We start from the raw sequence: 1411 nt of genomic DNA on the forward strand, positions 1-1411 counted from the left end.
CGATGATGGGATTTGCCTCATCATCAGCCTAACTGCTTAGACGCACATATCCAGCAGTGCGCTTACCCTATCCTCCTGCGTCCCCCCATTGCTCAAACGGAAAAGAGGTGGTACAGGAATATCAACCTGTTGTCCATCGTCTACGCCTATCGGCCTCGACTTAGGTCCCGACTAACCCTGAGCGGACGAGCCTTCCTCAGGAAACCTTAGGCATTCGGTGGATGGGATTCTCACCCATCTTTCGCTACTCATACCGGCATTCTCACTTCTAAGCACTCCACCAGTCCTTACGGTCTGACTTCACTGTCCTTAGAACGCTCTCCTACCACTGACACCTAGAGGTGTCAATCCACAGCTTCGGTGATACGTTTAGCCCCGGTACATTTTCGGCGCAGAGTCACTCGACCAGTGAGCTATTACGCACTCTTTAAATGGTGGCTGCTTCTAAGCCAACATCCTGGTTGTCTAAGCAACTCCACATCCTTTTCCACTTAACGTATACTTTGGGACCTTAGCTGGTGGTCTGGGCTGTTTCCCTTTCGACTACGGATCTTATCACTCGCAGTCTGACTCCCATGGATAAGTCTTTGGCATTCGGAGTTTGTCTGAATTCGGTAACCCGATGAGGGCCCCTAGTCCAAACAGTGCTCTACCTCCAAGACTCTTACACATGAGGCTAGCCCTAAAGCTATTTCGGAGAGAACCAGCTATCTCCAAGTTCGATTGGAATTTCTCCGCTACCCACACCTCATCCCCGCACTTTTCAACGTGCGTGGGTTCGGACCTCCATCCAGTGTTACCTGGACTTCATCCTGGACATGGGTAGATCACCTGGTTTCGGGTCTACGACCACATACTCATTCGCCCTATTCAGACTCGCTTTCGCTGCGGCTCCGTCTCATCGACTTAACCTTGCATGGGATCGTAACTCGCCGGTTCATTCTACAAAAGGCACGCCATCACCCGTTAACGGGCTCTGACTACTTGTAGGCACACGGTTTCAGGTTCTCTTTCACTCCCCTTCCGGGGTGCTTTTCACCTTTCCCTCACGGTACTGGTTCACTATCGGTCACTAGGTAGTATTTAGCCTTGGGAGATGGTCCTCCCAGCTTCCGACGGGATTTCACGTGTCCCGCCGTACTCAGGATCCACTCAAGAGGGAACGAAGTTTCAACTACAGGGTTGTTACCTTCTTTGACGAGCCTTTCCAGACTTCTTCGTCTACTCCGTTCCTTTGTAACTCCGTATAGAGTGTCCTACAACCCCAAGAGGCAAGCCTCTTGGTTTGGGCTACATCCCGTTTCGCTCGCCGCTACTCAGGGAATCGCATTTGCTTTCTCTTCCTCCAGGTACTTAGATGTTTCAGTTCCCTGGGTCTGCCTTCCATACTCTATGTATTCAAGTAAGGATA

1 rRNA gene is annotated in these 1411 nt (G+C 51.0%); it reads right to left on the reverse strand.

Annotation, left to right across the window (positions count from 1 at the left end):
- Nucleotides 1-1411 (reverse strand): 23S ribosomal RNA (locus ACXAFV_RS22510); the annotation flags it as partial.

Source organism: Rossellomorea sp. ABR4_012 (assembly GCF_056159545.1).